Origin of the sequence: Rhodococcus sp. 14-2470-1a (assembly GCF_002259425.1) — a bacterium.
Lineage (GTDB): Bacteria > Actinomycetota > Actinomycetes > Mycobacteriales > Mycobacteriaceae > Rhodococcoides > Rhodococcoides fascians_E.
Genome location: NZ_NPFZ01000046.1, coordinates 1 through 3,797, shown reverse-complemented (window position 1 = coordinate 3,797; position 3,797 = coordinate 1). Strand labels below are relative to the sequence as shown.

Here is a 3,797-nt window from a genome sequence, read left to right as displayed (position 1 = left end):
GGCGACGACGTGGTCGCCGTCGCTGCGGCGGACGGTGCGTGATTCGCCGGTGATCATCGATTCGTCCATGCTCGCCGATCCGGAGACGATGGTGCCGTCGGCCGGTACTCGGCCGCCGGGGCGGACGACGACGACATCACCGAGCTGCAGCTCGGACGGGGGCACCGGCACCACATCGTCGCCGTCGACGCGTTCGGCGGTGTCCGGGAGCAGCGCCGCCAACGAGTCCAGAGCGGAGGTGGTCTGCGCGAGGGATCGCATTTCGATCCAGTGCCCGAGCAGCATGATCACGATCAGCAGGGCCAGTTCCCACCAGAAGTCGAGCTGATGATCGAGCAGGCCGAGGCTCGCTCCCATCGACGCAATGAATGCGACGGTGATCGCGAGGGCGATGAGCAGCATCATTCCCGGTGCACGGGAACGGATTTCGCTGACTGCGCCGGTGAGGAACGGGGACCCGCCCCAGGCATACATCACCGTTCCGAGCACCGGGGAGACCCAGGCGATCCACGATGAGTCGGGCAGTGAGTATCCGAGGAGCATCGCGAACATGTTCGAGGCAACGATCACCGGAAGGGCGAGGACCAGCATGATCCAGAACAGACGACGGAACATGCCGACGTGGTCCCCATGACCGGCGTGGCCACCGTGACCGGTATGGCCTTCGTGACCGGTATGGCCTTCGTGTTCCTTCTCGCCATGGCCGGAGTGGGCTGCGCTGTGTTCGGATGCATCGTGGCCCGGCAGCGTGCCCGCTGTCTCGGCTCCGCCAGCGTCGGCATGTGTGTGGTTGTTCATCGCGGGAAATCCTTCTCTCCACCAGGTTCAGCGGTTACGCGGTGCGCGAATCTTTGGGTTGCGGTTCGACTGTGTATCCAGCCTCGCGGACAGCTGCGATGACACCGGCGTGGTCGGGCACGTCAGCACTTGTCACCGTCAGAGTTCCCGCAGCTGCAGATGCCTCGACCGTGTCGACTCCTGCAACGGTGCTTACTTCCTCCCGGACTGCCGCTTCGCAGTGACCGCAGGTCATGCCCGTGACTTTGTAAACCGTGGTGATCATGTCGCGCTCCTCTGGCTGCTTAGATACCCCCTGGGGGTATCTCGATGACATATCGACCATACCCCCTCCCCGTATGTTTCGGAAGGCCGTTGGCTGCGTCGAGTGGCTTACGAACCTGCGGCGAAGACCAGTCCGTTGGCCGAACTTCGGATCGAGTCATGGTGCGGTGGGGTCTACGTCGAATCGGCCTGGGTGCGCAGTCCTGACATAGCGGACCGCAGTGGTGGTGCCGATACCGAACACGGTCATCAGGGCAACTGGGTCGCCACTGTGGGCGGCCTCGTCGAGGATGCGATCGACACGCAGTTCGCGGGCGGTGATGCCGAGGTCACGGAATGGCCGGGTGATGTAGTGGCGACTGCCCGGCAGTGCGGTAGGCGCAGTTATCCGGGTGATCAGCAAGTACGGATTCGTGCTGGTCGGCCACCGCAGCTGACGGTAGATCAGCCAGTCGCGGAGCACCTCAGCGGTGAACTCGTCCAACCAGAACGTGTGGCGGGTGTGCGTACGGGTGACGGTTGCTCGTCCTGCCGAACGGTCGAGATGGTCGAGTCGGAAGCCGATGACCTCTTCGATCGTCAGCGCGTGGACCGCGACGAGCGCCAGAATCACCCGGTCATCGGGCCTGCTCAGCTGATCCAACAGCCCATGCACGCGGTCGGACGGCAACGGTCTGAGGATCCTGCGGCTGTACCGACCAGCGACCTCTCGGGCAGGGTCGGCGAAGATGCGACGTTCGCGTTTGAGTCCGCGGAAGAGCGACCTCAGGGCCGTGTGCACGTTGTGTCTCGACTGCCCTGAGTGACGGCTCAGCGCGCGCTCGATGTCGACAGTTTCGACAGATCGCAGGCTTTGGTGTGTCTCAGCCCATTCATGCAAGACCGGTTGCGCGAAATTGAGATAGAGGGCAATGGTCACTTCCGTCAGCGGTCTGGACTTACGTCGACCGCGGCCGCCCAACGCAGTGACCCACGCCTGCACGTCGTCGCGGAACTGCGCGGGTGTTTGCTCGATCATCCGTATGGTGCGCTCGGTGTGCCGGGCGGCATTGCTTGCCGCCACCCCATCGGCAGGGTTTCGTTCCGACATCAGTTGGGAGGTGGGACGCGGCGGGCTCCGCGCTTCCTGGTCCCGGTAGCGGGTGCGGCCGGGCCCGACCGATCACCGATTGCGCGTGCTGGAGCTGCGTCGAGATCCACGCTGTGAACAGCTTCCGCCAGCATCAGATCACTGACAGTGCAGTTCAACGCCGCACAGATCTTGTCCAGGTCATCGAGACGGATCGTGACCGGCGCCGAAGACCACAGGGCCGCAGTCTTGCTCAGTGACGGGTGGAAGTCGACCTGCTCGAATGCTTTGAGTAGCTGCGTCGGACGCCAGATGTCGCGTTGCGCCGCGACCATGCGCAGGTTCCATTTCATCTTCTAATTCTCCGTACTCAAGCGCCGCACGGCGCGTTGTGTCGACTCGATGACAGACCGTTCCGGGTCGGCTCCGGCCGACGCCAAATAGCCCACAGTGGTGCTCGCCCATTCGTGGCCGAGCATCTTCTGCACATCCCACAAGGGCATGCCTTGTTGGTAGTTGTGGGTGGCGCAGGCGTGACGCAGCAGATGGGGGTAGAGCTCCCGCACCGGGCCGTTCAGATGAAGGTGCGACGCAGCTTTGAGATTGCGGCGGAAAGTCGAGGGCTGAATCGCGGGTGCAACGGCGAGGTTGAGCGCCGCGACGGCGGTCGGCAAGCGTTCCGATGGCCACAACGGTGCGCCCGCGTCGGTCGGGTCGTCGCTGAACTCGCCCCGGATCTGTTCGAGATACCACCACAGCAGCTCTCTCCCCTCTTCGAAGAGAAACGCTTGCCGTTCGCGTGGACCTGATCCGCGAGCGCCCTTACCCACGACGACGAAGCGGCCCCACTGTCCCGCTTCCCAATGAATGTCGCCGATCCTCACCGCACACAGCTCCGACGCGCGCGCACCGGACAGGTACGCAATCTTCGCCATGGTGTAGTCGCGCGCGCTCACGTGGTACTTGCGTGAGCGCGGCAGGGCCTCTCTCCACTCGGCGAAGAACGCTGTCATCGCTCGTCGAGTGGGAGGAATCCGCAGCGCGAAATCACCCCTGTGTCTCGGCCGGTTGAACGGGTCGACCGGCGACTCGACACCGACACCGAACGCTCGGAGCAGCTCACCGGCGTAGCGGTGCTCGAGGAATCGGTAGTAGTTGTCGATCTGAACTGTCTTCTTGCGGATGGTTGCGTGACTGCGCTTACCGGGACCGGCAAAGTACTGATCGAACTGCTTCTGGGTCAATCGCCATGGCACACAATCGAAGTAATCGCATATCTCGATCACGGGATACATGATTCTCTGCAACGTCGCCGGGCTCAGACCCGCCACATCTCTGGCCCATCCGTATTCGACCAGCGTGTTACGGAAGAAGTCGTGTTCGTCGTCCCCTGACGCCGACGCCAGCCGCTGCAGCGATTCGACGTCCGCAAGTTCCCCACTGCCGACCCGCGCGGCACTCGATGCGCCGTCGGCAGCGATACGTCGCTGCCGACGAGTAGCGAAATCTGACACGAACAGTGAACTTATGCGAGGAACTCGCAGAATCTACGAGTAACTGATGAAATTTGAGCGACCACGGAATGAAGAAGAATCGTTGCTCTGACCAGGGAACCTGGGCTTACACCGGTTCCTGGCAGCCGATCGAACCCGTGCGGACTCCAGTG

Annotated in this window: 4 protein-coding genes and 1 pseudogene; all 5 read right to left on the bottom strand. The window is 63.1% G+C overall.

Going from position 1 to position 3,797, the window contains the following annotated elements:
• Positions 1-798, bottom strand: a pseudogene (locus CH292_RS26200) (heavy metal translocating P-type ATPase); the annotation flags it as partial.
• A 34-nt stretch (positions 799-832) separates the two neighbouring features.
• Positions 833-1,063: a heavy-metal-associated domain-containing protein gene (locus CH292_RS26195; protein ID WP_027494143.1), complete on the bottom strand. Its 231-nt coding sequence runs from the start codon at positions 1,061-1,063 to the stop codon at positions 833-835.
• Between the two features lie 156 nt (positions 1,064-1,219).
• Entirely contained in the window at positions 1,220-2,152 is a 933-nt protein-coding gene (locus CH292_RS26190) for a hypothetical protein (RefSeq protein ID WP_143545801.1), read from the bottom strand.
• Positions 2,152-2,484 carry a helix-turn-helix transcriptional regulator gene (locus CH292_RS26185; RefSeq protein WP_176457853.1) on the bottom strand — a complete coding sequence of 111 codons (333 nt, stop codon included), beginning with the start codon at positions 2,482-2,484 and terminating at the stop codon, positions 2,152-2,154. The genes CH292_RS26190 and CH292_RS26185 overlap by 1 nt, the downstream gene beginning before the upstream one ends.
• A 3-nt stretch (positions 2,485-2,487) precedes the next feature.
• Entirely contained in the window at positions 2,488-3,645 is a 1,158-nt protein-coding gene (locus CH292_RS26180; RefSeq protein WP_212669313.1) for a site-specific integrase, read from the bottom strand.
• Positions 3,646-3,797 lie beyond the last annotated feature (152 nt).

Coding starts and splice junctions, on each gene's coding strand:
- CH292_RS26185 (WP_176457853.1), bottom strand. CDS start 2,484: ATGAAATGGAACCTGCGCATGGTCGCGGCGCAACGCGACATCTGGCGT.
- CH292_RS26190 (WP_143545801.1), bottom strand. CDS start 2,152: ATGTCGGAACGAAACCCTGCCGATGGGGTGGCGGCAAGCAATGCCGCC.
- CH292_RS26195 (WP_027494143.1), bottom strand. CDS start 1,063: ATGATCACCACGGTTTACAAAGTCACGGGCATGACCTGCGGTCACTGC.